Below are 17,184 nucleotides of genomic sequence, written 5' to 3'. Positions count from 1 at the left end.
GACCGGCGCCATGGCACATGACCGAGGCGCCGTCGCGAAGATGCCCGGCCTCTTCGACCCCGGCCCCGGCCGTTGGGGCCCGGGCGGCGATCCCCACGTCCGGCAGGCACTCCGCGACGCCCTGTCCGGTACGGACGTCCCGCCGTCGGCCGAGGCGGTCGCCGGCCTCTCGCGGGCGACGTCCGAAGAGCTCGTGGAGGTCGCCCTCGACGGAGCGGTACGCCCACGGCAGGGTGTCCGGCGGCGTGGTCCATCCCGTCAGGTGGCGGCAGAGGTTGCTGCCGCTGGTGGTGGAGCGTGCCGGCAGGCCCCGGGACCCGCTGACGGCGCGGCGCACCCGCCGGCTCCCGTTCACAGCCGGGCCCCGGCCCCGTCCCCCCTACGCCTGCGGCGACCGGGAGTCGTACCGGGCGAAGGACCGCCACCGCGCGGCCAGCAGCCCCAGGACGGCCACGCACGCGAGGCCGCCGCCGGTGACGGCGACGGTCGGGGAGGCGAGGTCGCCCACGGTTCCGGCCAGGAAGTCGCCGAGGCGGGGCCCGCCCGCGACGACGACGATGAACACGCCCTGGAGCCGGCCCCGCATCCCGTCCGGGGTCGCGGTCTGCATCATCGTGGAGCGGAACACCATCGAGATGGTGTCGGCGCACCCGGCCAGCGCGAGGAAGAGCAGCCCCAGCCAGAGGTTGCGGGTCAGTCCGAACACGGCGATGGCCAGCCCCCACGCGGCGACGGACAGCAGGATCGCCAGCCCGTGCCGCCGGATCCGCCCCTGCCAGCCGGAGAACAGCCCGCCGAGCAGCGCGCCCACGGCGGGGGCGGCGACCAGCAGGCCGACGGTCTTGGCGTCGCCGCCGTACCAGAGGACGGCGATGGCCGGGAACAGCGCCTTCGGCTGGGCGAAGATCATCGCGGCCATGTCGGAGAAGAAGGTCATCCGGATGTTGGGCGTGGTCCCGAGGAAACGCAGCCCGTCCATCACCGAGGCCCGCCCCTTGCGCCCCTCCGGAAGCATCGCGGGGAGCCGCCACATGGCATAGAGGGCGGCGACGAAGGTCACGACGTCGATCAGGTAGGCCGCCTGGTAGCCCCACCAGCCGACGATCAGCCCGCCCAGCACCGGGCCGAGCATGGTGCCGGAGGTCATGGTGACGGAGCCCAGCGCGTTCGCGGCGGGAAGCTGCTCGGGCGGCAGCAGCTTCGGGATCATGGCCGAGCGGGCCGGCCCGTTCAGCGCCCCGCAGACGGCCTGGAGGGCGACGACGGTGTAGAGCAGCCAGACCCGGTGGTAGTCGAGCAGGGCCGCGGCCGCCAGGCCGGCGGACAGGACGGTGAGCCCGATCTGGCTGTAGAGGCCGAGTTTGCGCCGGTCCACGGTGTCGGCGATGGCTCCGCCGTACAGGCCGAAGGCGACGAGCGGGACGAGGGAGAAGAGGCCGACCAGCCCGACGGAGAAGCTGGAGCCGGTGATCTCGTAGACCTGGAGCGAGATCGCCAGGGCCGTCATGGCCTGGCCCATCCAGGAGATGGTGCCGCCCACCCACAGCCGTCTGTAGTGGGCGGAGGTGCGCAGCGGTGTCAGGTCGGCGAGTATGCGCCGCTTCGGTCGGGTCGGGGAGGCGGTACCGGTCACACGGGATGGTAACCGGACCTTTCTAGGGCGCTCCTGGAGCCCGGAGGGCGTTCGTACGGGCATCACGCGCGCGCAGCGCGCGACCGCACACCCGCACCGCGCGACCCACCCGGACCGGTGGTTTCAGTGCGCGATCGGTCTTGCCGCTAACTCGCCATTATCACCCGACATTTGACCGGATCGACGTTGCGTCCCGGGCGCCTGTTCGGCTCATGATGAAAGACTCGTATGTCCAGGGAGGCGTAGTGATCGATCCTGGCAACAGCACCACGAGCACCAGTGACACCGGCCCCGCGGGCCACGCCCTGCACACCGCGAGCGGTGTCACCACCCCCCTCACGGTCGGGGTCGAGGAAGAGTTCCTGCTCGTCGACGACCGCACCCTTCGGGTCGTCCCGGCCGCGCCGCTCGTCCTCGCCACCGCGGCCGGGCTCCCCCAGCAGCTGCATCCCGAGGGGACCCGGTACCAGGTGGAGATCTCCACCCCGGTCGCCGACTCGGCGACCGGCCTGCGCGAGGAGCTCGCCGCCCTGCGGCGGACCCTCGCCGCGGCGGCCCGTGAGCACGGCTGCCGCCTGCTGGCCGCGCCCTCGCCCGTCGTGGCCGTCGAAGGGCCGCTGCACCTGACCGACGACGAGCCGCGCCAGCGCGAGCAGCACCGCCGCTTCGGCGCGCTGACCGACACCCTGGTCAGCTGCGGCCGCCACATCCACATCGGCACCCTCGACGTGGACACCGCGGTGGCGGTGTCCAACCGGGTCCGGCCCTGGCTGCCCACGCTGATCGCGCTGGCGGCCAACTCCCCCTTCTGGAACGGCCGTGACACCGGCCACTCCAGCTGGCGGGCGATGGCCTGGGCGGGCTGGCCCTCGGCGGGCCCGCCGCCGCACTTCCCGTCCACGGCCCATTTCCGGCGATCGGTGCAGACCCTGCTCGGCTCCGGGGCCGCCCTGGACACCAAGATGGTCTACTGGGACCTCCGCCCCTCCGGAAACTGGCCCACGCTCGAGATCCGGGCGCCCGACATGTCCCCGGACATCGACACGGCCGTGCTCCAGGCCGAGCTGGGCCGCGCCCTGGTCTCCTCGGCGCTGCGCGACATCGCGGAGCAGCGGCCCGAACGGCCCGTACGGGACGAGGTACTGCGTCTCGCGCGGTGGCGGGCGGCGCACGACGGGCTGGAGGGATTCGGCCTGGACCCGTACACGGGCGCCGAGCTCCCGGCGGCCGACCTGGCGGAGGCCCTGCTCGACCTGGTCGCCCCGGACCTGGCCGCCGCCGGCGACCTGGACCACGCGGCGAAGACCCTGGGCGGACTGCTGCGCGACGGCTCGGGCGCGGCCCGTCAGCGCTCGGCGTTCGCCCGCCGCCAGGACCTGACGGACGTCCTGCGCCACCTGGTGGAGGAGACGGAGAAGTTCTGACCCCGGCCGCCGCCGGCACACGGGGCCGCAGGCACCGACGCGCACGCCTGCGGCCCCTTCGCGCGCCTCGGGGACGTCACGGGCGACATCGGCGGGACCCGTGTCGTCCCGAAACGGAGAAGTGCCCCCACCCAGGCCTGGGCAGGGGCACCGATGACGCCGACGACACCAGCCGCAACGTTTCTGCGACACGGGCCTCGTGGTGGGGCGGGTGGGACTCGAACCCACGGCCGACGGATTATGAGTCCGCTGCTCTAACCGGCTGAGCTACCGCCCCTTCACGGCGTGGCGCGTACATGTGTGCGCGCCGTCTGCCGCAGCATAGCCGCTCATACGATCTCCTGCTTCGGATGCCCCGCATGATCGGCTTCGCATGTCCAGAGAGACCGCGCTGGAAGCTGCCCGGTTCCAGATCCGGGGTAAAAAGAAAGAGGACCCGACCGGGTCCTCTTCCCTTCCTGCTCCCCCGACTGGACTCGAACCAGTAACCTGCCGGTTAACAGCCGGCTGCTCTGCCAATTGAGCTACAGGGGACCGCGCTCCCCCGACTGGACTCGAACCAGTAACCTGCCGGTTAACAGCCGGCTGCTCTGCCAATTGAGCTACAGGGGATTGCTGCGGTGCCACGAACAGCCCACCTCCGGCCTTGCCGGGGGGCGAGCGCCCGTTGCGAGTCATAGATTAGCGCAAGCAGGGGGGTGCTCCGCCAATCGGTATCGCCAGCCGGCCGGGCACCGACACGACGAAGGGTGACAGGCATGCGGTACAAGGTCACGTTCCTCGCCGGAGTGGTCCTCGGCTACGTGGTGGGAACCGCCGCGGGGCGCGAGCGGTACGAGGAGATGAAGAAGTCCGCCCGGCGCTTCGCGCAGAACCCGGTGGTGCGCAACGCCGCCGAGACGGCGGGGCAGAACGGGCGGGCGTTCGCGGGCAAGGCGTTCACCGCCGTCGGCGGCAGGGTCGGCGACGCCCTGCCGCCCTCGGTGGCCAGGCGGGTGCCCGGACTGCGGGACCGGCGGCAGGGGTCCGAGGACGAGTGGGGAACCAGCAACACCTGACCCTCCTGGCAGGGCCGTTCGGTGGGGCAGAATTCTCCGCATGGGGATAGTCGCCGGGCTGGACAGCTCTTCCACCTTCACTCGCATCGTCGTCTGCGACACGGACACGGGCGCCGTACTGCGCCAGGGCTACGCACCCCATCCGCAGCAGGCGGGCGAGGCGGTCCCCCACGAGACCGACCCGCAGGCCTGGCTGCTCTCCCTCGGCGAGGCCGCCGGCGGCGGGCTGCTGGAGGGCGTCCAGGCCATCGGGGTCTCCGCGCGGCGCGGCCTGCTGGCACTGGACGCGCAGGGCGGGCTGGTCGGGCCCGCCCTGGTCGGCAACGACCGGCGCGGGCAGGTCGCCGCGGCCGACCTGGTCGAGGCGCTCGGCGGCAAGGCCGCCTGGACGGCGGCCGTGGGCTCGGTCCCGCACCCCGCGCAGCCGATCGTGAAGCTCGCCTGGCTGGCCCGTACCGACCCCGAGGCCGCGCGCCGGGTGGCGGTGCTGATGTCCCCGCACGACTGGCTCGTCTGGCAGCTGCTGGGCCGGCCCGCCCGCCGCACCACCGACCGGGCCGACGCCTCCGGGACCGGGTACTGGTCGGCGGCCACCGGCTCCTACCGGCCGGACCTGGTCGAGCTGGCGCTCGGCCACCAGGCGCTGCTGCCCGAGGTCCTCGGCCCGTGCGACGCGGCCGGGATGACCCCGGAAGGGCTGCTGATCTCCGCCGGGACCGGGGAGACCACGGCGGCCGTGCTCGGGCTGGGCCTGGGGCCGGGGGACGCGGTGGTCTCGCTGGGGGCCACCGGTTCGGTGATGGCCGTGCACCACGAGGCGCTGGCCGAGCCGGGCGGCCTGATCACCTCCCTCGCCGACGCCGGCGGCATGCACCTGCCGGTGGTGAACACCTCCAACGCCGTACGGACCCTGCGCGGCACCGCCGACATGCTGGGAACCGACCTGGAGGGGCTGAGCGCGCTCGCGCTGAAGTCGACGCCGGGCGCCCACGGGCTCGTGCTCCTGCCGTACCTGGAGGGGGAGCGCACCCCGAACCTGCCGCACACCGCCGGGACCCTGTCCGGGCTGCGCCGGGACTCCATGAAGCCGGAGCACCTGGCGCGGGCCGCGTTCGAGGGGATGCTGTGCGGGCTGGTCGACGCCCTCGACGTGCTGCGGCACCGGGGCGTGGGGATCCGGCGGGTGTTCCTGCTGGGCGCGGCGGCCGAGCTGCCCGCCGTACAGGCCGCCGCTCCGGGGCTGTTCGGGACGCAGGTCGTCGTGCCCGCCCCGGCGGACTACGCGGCGCTGGGCGCGGCCCGGCAGGCGGCGTGGGCGCTCGGGGTGCGGCAGGGCACGCTGGCCCCGCACACCCCGCCGCTGTGGCCGGCGCCGGCCGCGCAGGTCTTCGAGCCGGGCGAGGAGTTCGCGGCCTGGCAGGCGGTGCGCCATCAGTACGTCGCGACGCGGGAGCAACTGCACCCGGGGGCCTTCTGAGCGGGAAGTGACAGCATGCGCGCCCGGTCCGCAAGGCTTTGCGCGTGCGGGTTCTGGCAGCAAGGGGACCTTGGCATGAAGAGGCCTCCGCCTTTTGACCCGGTTTTGCGAAAAGCGGTAGGGATCAAGCCTGCGCTTGGCACAAGATGGAGTGAACCCCCTCGATCTTGCCTACCGGAGCCTGCGCGTGCTCATACGACTTCTGCGGACGTACCTGCGTCCGCACCGGAAACCCATCGCCGCACTGGTGCTGCTGCAACTCCTGCAGACCAGTGCGAGCCTCTACCTGCCCACGCTCAACGCCGACATCATCGACCACGGTGTCGTCAGCGGTGACACGGGTTACATCCTGCGCTTCGGCGCACTGATGCTCGGTGTCTCGCTCGTCCAGCTCGTCTGCAACGTCGGGGCCGTCTACTTCGGTGCGCGGACCGCCGCCGCGCTGGGCCGGGACCTCCGGGCCGCCGTCTTCGACCGGGTGCAGAGCTTCTCCGCCCGCGAGCTGGGCCAGTTCGGCGCGCCGTCGCTGATCACCCGTACGACCAACGACGTCCAGCAGGTCCAGATGCTGGCGCTGCTGACCTTCACGCTGATGGTCTCGGCGCCGATCATGTGCATCGGCGGCATCGCCATGGCGCTCTCCCTGGACGTGAAGCTGTCGGGCGTGCTGCTCGCCGTGGTCCCGGTGCTGGGCATCTCGGTCGGCGCGATCGTCTGGAAGACGCGTCCGCTGTTCCGCCGGATGCAGGAGCGTCTCGACGTGGTCAACCGGGTGCTGCGCGAGCAGATCACCGGCAACCGCGTGATCCGCGCCTTCGTCCGCGACGGCTACGAGGAGGAGCGTTTCCGCGGGGCGAACACCGAGCTGACGGGCGTCTCGCTGGCCTCGGGCCGGCTGCTCGCGCTGATGTTCCCCGTCGTCATCCTGGTCGTGAACATCTCCAGCGTGGCCGTCATCTGGTTCGGCGCGATGCGCGTCGACGGCCGGGAGATGGAGATCGGCCAGCTGACGGCCTTCCTCGCCTACCTGATGCAGATCGTGATGGCCGTGATGATGGCCACCTTCATGTTCATGATGGTGCCGCGCGCCGAGGTCTGCGCGGAGCGCATCCAGGAGGTCCTGGACACCGAGTCCAGCGTGGTCCCGCCCGTGGACCCGGTGCGTTCGGTGTCCCTGCGCGGCCGGCTGGAGCTGCGCGGCGCCGACTTCCACTACCCGGGCGCCGAGGCGCCGGTGCTGCGCGGGGTGGACCTGGTGGCCCGCCCCGGCGAGACGACGGCGGTGATCGGCTCCACCGGCAGCGGCAAGTCCACACTGCTGGGCCTGGTGCCCCGGCTGTTCGACGCGACGGGCGGCGAGGTGCTCGTCGACGGCGAGGACGTGCGCCGGCTGGACCCGCAGCTGCTGGCCCGGACGGTCGGCATGGTCCCGCAGAAGCCGTACCTGTTCTCCGGGACCGTCGCCTCGAACCTGCGCTACGGCCGTCCGGACGCGACGGACGAGGAGCTGTGGCGGGCCCTGGAGGTGGCCCAGGCCAAGGACTTCGTCTCCGAGCTGGAGCACGGCCTCGAAGCCCCCATCACCCAGGGCGGGACGAACGTCTCCGGCGGCCAGCGCCAGCGCCTGGCGATCGCCCGCACGCTGGTGCAGCGCCCGGAGATCTACCTCTTCGACGACTCCTTCTCGGCCCTGGACTACGCGACGGACGCGGCACTGCGCGCGGCGCTGGCCCGTGAGACGGAGGAGGCGACGGTGGTCATCGTCGCCCAGCGGGTCTCCACGATCCGCGACGCCGACCGGATCATCGTCCTCGACGAGGGCCAGGTGGTCGGCGAGGGCCGCCACCACGAGCTGATGGCCGGCAACGAGACCTACCGGGAGATCGTGCTCTCCCAGCTGACGGAGGCGGAGGCCGCATGAGCGGGCCCGGAGGACGGATGATGATGGGCTCGCCCCAGAGGTCCATGGACTTCAAGGGGTCGGGCAAGCGGCTGCTGGGGCAGCTGGCGAGGGACAAGAAGAAGCTGTGGGGCATGGTCGCGGCCGTGGTCGGCAGCGTCGCCTGTTCGGTGGTCGGGCCGAAGATCCTGGGCGAGGCCACGGACCTGGTGTTCGCGGGGATCGTCGGCCGGGAGATGCCCGAGGGCCTCACCAAGGAGCAGGCGCTGGAAGGGCTGCGCGCCCAGGGGCACGGCGGCATGGCGGACATGCTGGCGAGCACCGACTTCACGCCGGGCGAGGGCATCGACTTCGGCGCCGTCGGGGTCGTGTCGCTCTGGGCGCTGGCGGTCTTCGTCATGGCGGCCCTGCTGATGCTGGTCGCGACGAGGCTGTCGAACCTCGTGCAGAACGGCATGGTGTACCGGATGCGCGAGGAGCTCCAGGCGAAGCTGTCGCGGCTGCCGCTGTCGTACTTCGACCAGCAGAAGCGCGGCGAGGTGCTGAGCCGGGCGACGAACGACATCGACAACATCGGGCAGACCCTCCAGCAGACGCTGGGTCAGCTGATGAACTCGCTGCTGACGATCGTCGGCGTGCTGGCGATGATGTTCTGGATCTCGCCGCTGCTGGCGCTGGTCGCGCTGGCGACCGTACCGGTGGCCATGGTGGTCGCGGCGAAGATCGGCAAGAAGTCGCAGCCGCAGTTCGTGGCCCAGTGGAAGAGCACCGGCACGCTGAACGCCCACATCGAGGAGATGTACTCCGGCCACGCGCTGGTGAAGGTCTTCGGGCGGCAGAAGGAGTCGGCGGAGGTCTTCGCCGAGCAGAACGAGGAGCTGTACCGGGCCTCGTTCAAGGCGCAGCTGGTCAGCGGCATCATGCAGCCGGTGATGTTCTTCGTCTCGAACATCAACTACGTGCTGGTGGCGGTCGTCGGCGGTCTGCGGGTGGCCTCGGGCAACCTGTCGATCGGTGACGTGCAGGCGTTCATCCAGTACTCGCGCCAGTTCTCGATGCCGCTGACGCAGGTGGCGTCGATGGCGAACCTGGTGCAGTCCGGCGTCGCCTCGGCGGAGCGGGTGTACGAGCTGATGGACGCGCCCGAGCAGGAGCCGGACGCCGAGGTCCCGGAGCGTCCGGAGGAGCTGCGCGGACAGGTCGTCCTCGACAAGGTGGCGTTCCGCTACGAGCCGGACAAGCCGCTGATCGAGGACCTGTCGCTGCGCGTGGAGCCGGGCCAGACGGTCGCGATCGTCGGCCCGACCGGCGCGGGCAAGACCACCCTGGTCAACCTGCTGATGCGGTTCTACGAGGTCACCGGCGGCGAGATCGCCCTCGACGGGGTGGACATCGCGAAGATGACCCGCGAGGAGCTGCGCTCCGGGATCGGCATGGTCCTCCAGGACACCTGGCTGTTCGGCGGGACCATCGCGGAGAACATCGCGTACGGCGCCTCCCGCGAGGTCACGCGCGCCGAGATCGAGGAGGCCGCGCGGGCGGCGCACGCGGACCGGTTCGTCCGTACGCTGCCCGACGGCTACGACACGGTGCTCGACGACGAGGGCGCGGGCGTCAGCGCGGGCGAGAAGCAGCTGATCACGATCGCCCGGGCGTTCCTGTCGGACCCGGTGATCCTCGTGCTGGACGAGGCGACGAGCTCGGTGGACACCCGTACCGAGGTGCTGATCCAGAAGGCGATGGCCCGCCTGGCGCACGGCCGTACGTCCTTCGTGATCGCGCACCGTCTGTCGACGATCCGCGACGCCGACGTGATCCTGGTGATGGAGAGCGGCTCGATCGTCGAGCAGGGCACGCACCAGGAGCTGCTGGACGCGGACGGCGCGTACGCGCGGCTGTACGCGGCGCAGTTCGCGCAGGCGGTGGCCGAGGTCGACTGACCCGGGTCACGCGCGAGCGGTGGGGGCGTCCTTCGGGGCGCCCCCTTCCCGTGGGCGGCGCGGTCAGTCGAGGTAGCCGCGCAGCTGGTCCGCGAAGGCGTGGTCGCGGAGTTTGGCGAGGGTCTTGGACTCGATCTGGCGGATCCGTTCGCGGGTGACGCCGAAGATGCGGCCGATCTCCTCCAGGGTGCGCGGGCGGCCGTCGGCGAGCCCGTAGCGGAGCTGGACGACCTTGCGTTCGCGTTCGCCGAGGGTCGACAGGACGGCTTCGAGGTGTTCGCGCAGCAGGAAGAAGGCGGCGGACTCCATGGGGGAGGCGGCGTCGCCGTCCTCGATGAGGTCACCGAGCGCGACGTCCTCCTCCTCGCCGACGGGGGCGTGCAGGGAGACGGGCTCCTGGGCGAGGCGCAGGACCTCCAGGACCCGTTCGGGGGTCAGTTCCAGGTGGAGGGCGACCTCTTCGGCGGTGGGCTCGTAGCCGCGCTCCTGGAGCATGCGGCGCTGGACGCGGACCACGCGGTTGATGAGTTCGACGACGTGGACGGGGACGCGGATGGTACGGGCCTGGTCGGCGAGGGCCCGTGACATCGCCTGGCGGATCCACCAGGTGGCGTAGGTGGAGAACTTGTAGCCGCGCGCGTAGTCGAACTTCTCGACGGCGCGGATCAGTCCGAGGTTGCCCTCCTGGACCAGGTCGAGCATGGTGAGCCCGCGGCCGACGTAGCGTTTGGCGACGGAGACGACGAGGCGCAGGTTGGACTCGATGAGCCTGCGTTTGGCCATCCGGCCCATGACGACGAGTTTGTCGAGGTCGACGGCGAGCTGGGAGCCGAGGTCGGCGGCGCCGCCGAGCTTCTCCTCGGCGAAGAGTCCCGCCTCCACCCGCCGGGCGAGTTCCACCTCTTCGGCGGCGGTGAGGAGCGGGATCCTCCCTATCTCGCGCAGGTACTGGCGGAAGAGGTCGGCGGAGGGCCCTCCCGCGGCCGGTCCCATCGGTCCCCGGCCGGGCTTCGGGGGTGCCGGCTCGATGAGTTCGAGCACCTCGGGCCCGTCGTCCTCGGCGTGCTCCGCGGCTGCGCGTGCGGCGGCGTCTGCGGTTTCGTCCACGGTCTCGGCCTCGGCCTCTGCGGTTGCGACGGCGTCGGCGTCGGCGTGGAAGGAGCTGCCGGCGGGGTGGCTCACGTTCACGGTCAGGGTCCGGGTCTGCACGGGGGCGACCTCCAGGGGCTCCGAGGACGGTGGCACCGCACCTCAGTGTGGGGTACGACACATCGCCGCCACGAGGGGCGTGCGGGCATTTTCTGGGCCCGCTGCGTGACCGGATGGTTACCCCCCGGCGGCAACCCCGATGCGGATCGGACTCATGTCCGAGACGATCGGGGGCCGCCCGCGCCGGGCCCGTGCAGGGCGTCCGGTCAGGCCATCCAGAAGAAGACGGCCGTCATCCGCTTGTCCTCCAGGGTGGTGCCCCAGTAGCCGGTGGCGCTGTGGATCAGGTTGGCGGAGTAGAGCAGGAGGCGGTTGTAGCGGTGCGGGACGCGGAGGTCCTCGGTGAAGGAGTCCTCGGGGACGAAGCGAGTGCCGAGGGCGTCGACGAGGTTGTTGTGGGGGGCGAGGACCTGGTTGCCGCCGAGAACCCCGCCGGGGAGGCTCTGGCGGTAGAAGCTGGTGCCGCAGTCCTTGGGGATGCCGGGGGTGAGGTAGAGCACGGCGGCGTAGCGGCACAGGGTCCGGGAGTCGGTGTGCGGCCGGGACTCGCACTCCCCCTCGCCGACGACCTGGACGCAGTTGTGGTTGAAGGTGCCGGCGCCGGCGGGGTCCTCGGCCCAGATCCGCTTCGCCCCGGTGGCCTGCCGCACCAGCTTCTCGACGTGGGCGAGTTCGTCCGGCTCCAGGCCCGGCATGGCGCGCAGGCCGGGCCAGGGCTCGGGCTTGTGCGGGGCGCCCTGGACCCAGTCGTCCTTGGCGAGGCAGCGTTCCCGTACGGCGTCCACGTCGGGCAGGACGTTGTCCAGCACCCAGTAGTCGCGGCCGCGCGTGGGCTTGCGGTAGGGCAGCACGGGGAGGGTGTTCGGGGGTCGGAGTGACATGCGCGGAAGGCTAGTTGGGGCAGCTGTGAGGCTCCCCAAAGCGGGTGCCAAGAGTGCGGCAAGAGATGGTCCGCGGCCGGACCGGGGCCGGGCCGTGTCTCCGGGGTCAGGCCGGCTCCACGCGGACGGCGCAGACCTTGAACTCGGGCATCCGGGAGACGGGGTCCAGGGCGGGGTTGGTGAGGGTGTTGGCGCGGCCTTCGCCGTACCAGTGGAAGGGCATGAACACGGTGTCCGCCCGGATGGTGTCGGTGATCCGGGCCGGGGCCACCGCCCGGCCGCGCCGCGAGGTGACGGCCAGCGGGGTGCCGTCGGCCACCCCGAGGCGCGCGGCGAGGCGCGGGTGGAGTTCCACGAAGGGGCCGGGCGCGGCCTCGTTGAGCTCGGGCACGCGACGGGTCTGCGCCCCGGACTGGTACTGGGCGACGACCCTGCCGGTGGTGAGCAGCAGGGGGTAGGCGGCGTCGGGGGTCTCGGCGGCCTCGCGGTGGGCGACGGGCATGAAGCGGGCCCGGCCGTCCTCGGTGGCGAAGCGGTCGAGGAAGAGCCGGGGCGTTCCCGGGGAGCCCTCGGGGCAGGGCCAGAAGACGCCCTGTTCGGCGGTGATGCGGTCGTAGGAGATGCCGGAGTAGTCGGCGGGGCCGCCCTCGGAGGCGCGGCGCAGTTCCCCGAAGACCTCCTCGGGGTCGGTGGGGAACCCCTTCTCCACGCCGAGGCGGGCGGCGAGGCCGTGCAGGACCTCCAGGTCGCTGCGGACGCCGGGGGGCGGGGTGAGGGCGCGGCGGCGCAGCAGGACGCGGCCCTCCAGGTTGGTGGTGGTGCCGGTCTCCTCCGCCCACTGGGTGACCGGCAGGACCACGTCGGCGAGGGCGGCCGTCTCGGAGAGGACGACGTCGGCGACGGCGAGGAAGTCCAGGGAGCGGACGCGTTCCTCCACGTGCGCGGCGCGGGGGGCGGAGACGACCGGGTTGGAGCCCATGAGGAGGAGGGCCTTCACGTCGGTGCCGAGGGCGTCGAGGAGTTCGTAGGCGCTGCGGCCGGGGCCGGGCAGGGTCTGCGGGTCGACGCCCCAGACCCGGGCGACGTGTTCCCGGGCGGCGGGGTCGGTGAGCTTGCGGTAGCCGGGGAGCTGGTCGGCCTTCTGGCCGTGTTCGCGGCCGCCCTGGCCGTTGCCCTGTCCGGTGAGGCAGCCGTAGCCGGAGAGGGGGCGGCCGGCGCGGCCGGTGGCGAGGCAGAGGTTGATCCAGGCGCCGACGGTGTCGGTGCCCTTGGCCTGCTGTTCGGGGCCGCGGGCGGTGAGCACCATGGCGGAGGAGGGCGCGCAGAACATCTCGACGGCGCGGCGCAGCCGGGGTACCGGGACGCCGGTGATCCGCTCGACGAGTTCGGGCCAGTGGGCCATCGCGGCGGCTCGGGCGTCCTCCCAGCCGGTGGTGCGGGCGGCGATGAACTCCGTGTCGGTGCGGCCCTCGGCGACGACGAGGTGCAGCAGGCCGAGGGCCAGGGCGAGGTCGGTGCCGGGGCGGGGGGCCAGGTGCAGGTCGGCGTGTTCGGCGGTGCGGGTGCGGCGGGGGTCCACGACGATGAGGGTGCCGCCGTTGGCCTTGAGCTCGGTGAGGTAGCGCAGGGCGGGGGGCATCGTCTCGGCGGGGTTGGAGCCGACGAGGATCACGCAGCCGGTGCGCGGGATGTCCTCCAGCGGGAAGGGCAGCCCGCGGTCGAGGCCGAAGGCGCGCTGGTGGGCGGCGGCGGCGGAGGACATGCAGAAGCGGCCGTTGTAGTCGATCTGCGAGGTGCCGAGGGCGACGCGGGCGAACTTCCCGAGGGTGTAGGCCTTCTCGTTGGTGAGGCCGCCGCCGCCGAAGACGCCGACCGCGTCGGGGCCGTGCGCGCGGCGGGTGCGGGCGAGGCCGGCGGCGACGGCGTCGAGGGCCTCCTCCCAGGTGGCCGGTACGAGCGGCCCGTCGGCGCGGGTACGGACCAGCGGCTCGGTGAGGCGCACCCGGGAGGAGAGCACGGCGGGGGCGGTGCGGCCCTTGCCGCAGAGCGCGCCCCGGTTGACGGGGAAGTCGGCCCGCTCCTCGACCACGACGCCGTCGCCGTCCGGGCGGGGGCGCAGGTTCATGCCGCACTGCAGGGCGCAGTAGGGGCAGTGGGTGGCGGTGGCTTCCTCGGTGCGGTGCATACGGGTCAGGGTGCGGGCGGGGTGTTACGCCGGGCCGCGTCCTTGCGTTACGGGCAAGGGTGCGGGGGCTCAGCGCGGGCGGGCGGGAGCGGTGAGGCCCCGGCGGCGGGGCGGAGGGGTCTTCTCCCCGCCCCGCTCTCCTCCGTTCCCGCCTCAGTCGCCGGCGCGGCTCGACGATTCGCCGCAAACGCCGGCGGGGCTGTCCATGGCCCCGCCGGCGTTTGCGGCGTGGGGGGCCGGGGGCGTGGCCCCGGGGGGAAACGGGCGAAGGGCGGGCAGGGGACCCGGCCCAGCGCAGCGGTACCCGGTCAATACCCGCGATCGCGGCGTCAGCCTGCCAGAGCGCCCAGCGCCCGCGACACTCCCTCCTCCTTGGGTCCGAGGAACCTGGGCGACGGCTGGAGGACGGCGTCCACGGCCGCCTTGCCCGCCGCGAAGACCTCGCGGACGCCGCCGTAGTACCAGGTGGCGTCGTGCGCGTTGTCGACGCCGACCCCGTACGCGTCGACGCCCGCGGCCCGGCACAGCGTGACGGCCCGGTGGATGTGGAAGCTCTGGCTGACCAGCACGGCCCGGCGGACCCCGAAGATCTGGTGGGCGCGGACGCAGGAGTCCCAGGTGTCGAAGCCGGCGAAGTCGCTGACGATCCGGCCGTCGGGCACCCCGTGCCCGGTGAGGTAGGTGCGCATCGCGTCGGGCTCGTCGTACTCGGTGCGGCTGTTGTCCCCGGTCACCAGGACCGCCTTCACCTTCCCGGCCCGGTACAGCTCGACGGCCGCGTCCAGGCGGGCCGCGAGGTAGGGGGTGGGCCGGCCGTCCCACAGCCCGGCCCCGAACACCACGGCCACCCCCGCGGCGGGCGCCCCCGCGGTGTCACGCAGCCGGCCGGCGGCGGTCGCGTGGGTCCAGGCCGAGGGCAGCAGGGCCAGCACGCACAGCGCCATCACGGCCTGCACGGCCCGCCGCCGGGCCGCGACGGTGCGCGGCATCCGGTTCCGCAGGGCGCGCGCGATCCTGCTCGGGCGCGGTGTGCGCATGAACGTTCCCCCTGGTCGTCCCGCCGGCGCGGTCGCCCGGCTCGCAGACCAGGACGCGCCGGGAGATCGTCCCGGTTTCAGGGCGGGGTGCCGGGCGGGCGGTGTGAGGAGGCGGCAAACACCCGTCACCGCCGCGCAACGCGCACGCAATCTGCGGCCCGCAGGATCGGTTCATGACGGAGCCGGTGCACCCTCCCGAAAGCCAGTCCCCCTTCTCCCCCTCCCTCCCCTTCGGCAGCGCGGCCGAGCTGCTGACCCGGATCACCGACCAGCTCGGCGCCCAGCTGAGCGGAGTGCGCCCGCCGCGCGCCCGGCCCCACGGAGCCCCCTCATGCGCCCCACCCTCGTCGCCGTGGCCCACGGCAGCCGCGACCCCCTCGCGGCGCACACCGTCCTCGCCCTCCTCGAACGGGTCCGCGAGCTCCGTCCGCGTCTCGACGTCCGGCTCGGGCACATCGAGCTGAACCGGCCGCTGCTCGCCGACACCCTGCGGGACGCCACCGGCGCGGCGGTCCTCGTCCCCCTGCTGCTCGGGCGCGGGACCCACGTCAAACGGGACCTCCCCGCCGCCGCGGCCCGGGCCGGACACCTGCGGACCCGGGTCGCGGCTCCGCTCGGCCCGCACCCGCTGCTGGTGGAGGCCCTGTTCGAGCGGCTGCTGGAGGCCGGCTGGCAGCCGGGCACGGCCGTCGTCCTGGCCTCGGCCGGCTCCCTCGACCCGGACTCCGCCGCCGACGCCCGCCGCTCCGCCGCCCTGCTCGCGGAGCGGATCGGCGGGGTGCCCGTGGTCCCGGCGTACGCCTCGGCGGCCGCTCCGGGCGTACCGGAGGCCGTACGGGCGCTCGCGGCGCGGGGCCATCGGGTCGCGGTGGCCTCGTACTTCGCCGCCCCGGGCCGCTTCGCCACCGCGAGCGCGGCCGCCGCACCGGGCCCGGCGGCCGCCCCGCTGGGCGCCCATCCGGCACTGGCCCGCCTCGTCCTGCACCGCTACGACGAGGCACTGGCCCGCCCCGCCCGCCACCGGGAACTGGCCAGCGCCTGAAAGGGACGGGACCGGATTGCTCGGATTGTCGGTGTCTGCGGTTACCGTCTGAACCATGGAAGGCACCGCGCACACCCCCGCGTACGACTCCTACGACCCCGCCGCCACCGAGCGGTGGGCCCCCGAGCCCGACAAGCGGCCCGGACGGACCGCCTTCCAGCGCGACCGCGCCCGCGTGCTGCACTCGGCCGCTCTGCGCCGCCTCGCGGGGAAGACCCAGGTGGTCACCCCGGGCACCCGCTCCTACGACTGGGACGCGAGCCCGCGCACCCGGCTGACCCACTCGCTGGAGTGCGCGCAGGTCGGCCGTGAGCTCGGCGCGGCCCTCGGCTGCGATCCCGACCTGGTCGAGGCGGCCTGCCTGTCGCACGACATGGGCCACCCTCCGTTCGGCCACAACGGCGAGGAGGCGCTCAACGAGTTCGCGAAGGACTGCGGCGGCTTCGAGGGCAACGCGCAGTCGCTGCGCCTGCTGACCCGGCTGGAGCCCAAGCGGTTCGTGCCCGACCCGGCCACGGGCGACCCCGTGAGCGTCGGCCTCAATCTGACCCGGGCCTGTCTGGACGCGGCCACCAAGTACCCCTGGGCCCGCGGCGGCCACCCCACGGACCCCGGCTCGGTCAAGTTCGGGGCCTACGAGGACGACCTGCCGGTCTTCGCCTGGCTGCGCAGCGGCGCGCCCGCCGACCGCAAGTGCTTCGAGGCCCAGGTGATGGACTGGTCGGACGACGTGGCGTACTCGGTGCACGACTTCGAGGACGGCCTGCACGCCGGGCACCTCGACCCCAACCTGCTGTTCGCCGAGCCCGAGCGCGCCGCCATCTGGCAGGTCGCCATCGGCCGGTACGTCCCCGCCGACACCGAGCCGGAGGAACTGCGCGAGGCACTGGACCGGCTGATGGAGCAGGAGTGGTGGCCGCACGGCTACGACGGCTCGGCCGTGGCGCAGGCCCGCCTGAAGGACGCCACCAGCCAGCTGATCGGCCGGTTCTGCCTGGCCGCCGAGAGCGCCACCCGCGAGGCGTATGGCCCCGGCCCGCTGACCCGGTACGCGGCGGAGCTGGTGGTGCCGCGCCGGGCGCGCAACGAGTGCGCCGTCCTGAAGGCGGTCGCCGACCTGTACGTGATGCAGCGCGACGAACAGGAGCGGCTGCGGGCCGACCAGCGCATCGTCCTGGCCGAACTCGCCGAGGCGCTCAGCGCCCGCGCGCCGGAGGGGCTCGACCCGCAGTTCCGGGCGATCTTCGACGCGGCGCCGGACGACAGGGCCCGCAAGCGCGCGGTCATCGACCAGATCGCCTGCCTCACCGACGCCTCCGCCCGGTCCCTGCACGCCCGCCTCACCCGTCGCGGGCGGCGCGCCGAAGGGTGAGCCGATCGGGCCATTCCCCCTTCACT

Annotated in this window: 11 protein-coding genes, 3 tRNA genes and 1 pseudogene; 7 read left to right on the top strand and 8 right to left on the bottom strand. The window is 73.2% G+C overall.

Going from position 1 to position 17,184, the window contains the following annotated elements:
- Positions 1 to 379: 379 nt before the first annotated feature.
- On the bottom strand, positions 380 to 1,633 hold the full coding sequence (locus ACFY15_RS21865; RefSeq protein WP_390825967.1) for an MFS transporter: 1,254 nt from the start codon (positions 1,631 to 1,633) through the stop codon (positions 380 to 382).
- A 245-nt stretch (positions 1,634 to 1,878) separates the two neighbouring features.
- Between ACFY15_RS21865 and ACFY15_RS21860 the strand changes: the two genes are divergently transcribed.
- Positions 1,879 to 3,057, top strand: coding sequence for a glutamate--cysteine ligase (locus ACFY15_RS21860; RefSeq protein WP_390689109.1), 1,179 nt, complete (start codon positions 1,879 to 1,881; stop codon positions 3,055 to 3,057).
- Positions 3,058 to 3,257: 200 nt separating this feature from the next.
- Here ACFY15_RS21860 and ACFY15_RS21855 read toward each other — a convergent pair.
- The 3 genes from ACFY15_RS21855 to ACFY15_RS21845 all read right to left on the bottom strand — a co-directional run bounded on the left by ACFY15_RS21855 (position 3,258) and on the right by ACFY15_RS21845 (position 3,669).
- A tRNA-Ile gene (locus ACFY15_RS21855) sits at positions 3,258 to 3,334 on the bottom strand.
- Positions 3,335 to 3,518: 184 nt separating this feature from the next.
- Positions 3,519 to 3,591: transfer RNA gene (locus tag ACFY15_RS21850), tRNA-Asn, on the bottom strand.
- A gap of 5 nt (positions 3,592 to 3,596) precedes the next feature.
- Positions 3,597 to 3,669: transfer RNA gene (locus tag ACFY15_RS21845), tRNA-Asn, on the bottom strand.
- 146 nt (positions 3,670 to 3,815) lie between these two features.
- Here ACFY15_RS21845 and ACFY15_RS21840 point away from each other — a divergent pair.
- The 4 genes from ACFY15_RS21840 (at position 3,816) to ACFY15_RS21825 (ending at position 9,432) form a co-directional block, all read left to right on the top strand.
- Positions 3,816 to 4,115, top strand: a complete 300-nt coding sequence (locus ACFY15_RS21840) for a YtxH domain-containing protein (protein ID WP_390825966.1) — start codon at positions 3,816 to 3,818, stop codon at positions 4,113 to 4,115.
- Positions 4,116 to 4,155: 40 nt separating this feature from the next.
- The gene (locus tag ACFY15_RS21835; protein ID WP_390825965.1) at positions 4,156 to 5,592 is read left to right on the top strand and encodes an FGGY-family carbohydrate kinase; all 1,437 of its coding nucleotides are present in this window, start codon (positions 4,156 to 4,158) and stop codon (positions 5,590 to 5,592) included.
- Positions 5,593 to 5,779: 187 nt separating this feature from the next.
- Positions 5,780 to 7,513 carry an ABC transporter ATP-binding protein gene (locus ACFY15_RS21830; protein WP_390689106.1) on the top strand — a complete coding sequence of 578 codons (1,734 nt, stop codon included), beginning with the start codon at positions 5,780 to 5,782 and terminating at the stop codon, positions 7,511 to 7,513.
- Entirely contained in the window at positions 7,510 to 9,432 is a 1,923-nt protein-coding gene (locus ACFY15_RS21825) for an ABC transporter ATP-binding protein (RefSeq protein ID WP_390689105.1), read from the top strand. The genes ACFY15_RS21830 and ACFY15_RS21825 overlap by 4 nt, the downstream gene beginning before the upstream one ends.
- A gap of 63 nt (positions 9,433 to 9,495) precedes the next feature.
- On the opposite strand, the gene ACFY15_RS21820 is transcribed toward ACFY15_RS21825, so the two are convergent.
- The 4 genes from ACFY15_RS21820 to ACFY15_RS21805 form a co-directional block, all read right to left on the bottom strand.
- On the bottom strand, positions 9,496 to 10,677 hold the full coding sequence (locus tag ACFY15_RS21820) for an RNA polymerase sigma factor (protein ID WP_390825964.1): 1,182 nt from the start codon (positions 10,675 to 10,677) through the stop codon (positions 9,496 to 9,498).
- A 170-nt stretch (positions 10,678 to 10,847) separates the two neighbouring features.
- Positions 10,848 to 11,522 carry a DUF6445 family protein gene (locus tag ACFY15_RS21815; RefSeq protein WP_390825962.1) on the bottom strand — a complete coding sequence of 225 codons (675 nt, stop codon included), beginning with the start codon at positions 11,520 to 11,522 and terminating at the stop codon, positions 10,848 to 10,850.
- Between the two features lie 106 nt (positions 11,523 to 11,628).
- Positions 11,629 to 13,707: a molybdopterin oxidoreductase family protein gene (locus ACFY15_RS21810; protein ID WP_390825961.1), complete on the bottom strand. Its 2,079-nt coding sequence runs from the start codon at positions 13,705 to 13,707 to the stop codon at positions 11,629 to 11,631.
- A gap of 329 nt (positions 13,708 to 14,036) precedes the next feature.
- Positions 14,037 to 14,744: a vancomycin high temperature exclusion protein gene (locus tag ACFY15_RS21805; protein WP_390825960.1), complete on the bottom strand. Its 708-nt coding sequence runs from the start codon at positions 14,742 to 14,744 to the stop codon at positions 14,037 to 14,039.
- 173 nt (positions 14,745 to 14,917) lie between these two features.
- Between ACFY15_RS21805 and ACFY15_RS21800 the strand changes: the two are divergent.
- Together ACFY15_RS21800 and ACFY15_RS21795 are read left to right on the top strand one after the other, a co-directional pair.
- Positions 14,918 to 15,786 (top strand): annotated as a pseudogene (locus ACFY15_RS21800) (sirohydrochlorin chelatase).
- 55 nt (positions 15,787 to 15,841) lie between these two features.
- The gene (locus ACFY15_RS21795) at positions 15,842 to 17,158 is read left to right on the top strand and encodes a deoxyguanosinetriphosphate triphosphohydrolase (protein WP_390689100.1); all 1,317 of its coding nucleotides are present in this window, start codon (positions 15,842 to 15,844) and stop codon (positions 17,156 to 17,158) included.
- Positions 17,159 to 17,184: the final 26 nt, after the last annotated feature.

It is taken from the genome of Streptomyces sp. NPDC001373, from assembly GCF_042895815.1.
In the GTDB taxonomy this organism is placed as follows: domain Bacteria; phylum Actinomycetota; class Actinomycetes; order Streptomycetales; family Streptomycetaceae; genus Streptomyces.
This window is presented reverse-complemented; position numbering and strand designations above follow the sequence as displayed.